General features: G+C 59.2%; 1 pseudogene. It reads right to left on the bottom strand.

The features are described from left to right. Positions 1–267 (bottom strand): annotated as a pseudogene (locus SB772_RS41690) (NAD/FAD-binding protein); the annotation flags it as partial.

Here is a 267-nt window from a genome sequence, read left to right on the forward strand (position 1 = left end):
GGTCTTCCAGGCAGGTCTTGTTGAAGCGCAGGATCTCGCGGATCATCAGCAAGAAGGACGGGCGCAGCAGGTTGCGCTTCTGCGCAAACAGCGAGGAGAGACCGCAGCCGCTCCACTCAAGACGGCCCTCGTCCAGCGACAGCGAGAAGCTCATGTCGCTGGCATGCGTTGCGACGTCGAGCTCGGCAAACAGCGCGGTGAGATTGGGGTAATTGCATTCGTTGTAGACGATGAAGCCGGTATCGACGGAAATGTGCTTCCCACCAT

This window comes from Paraburkholderia sp. SIMBA_030, assembly GCF_046535245.1.
Taxonomy (GTDB): Bacteria; Pseudomonadota; Gammaproteobacteria; order Burkholderiales; family Burkholderiaceae; genus Paraburkholderia.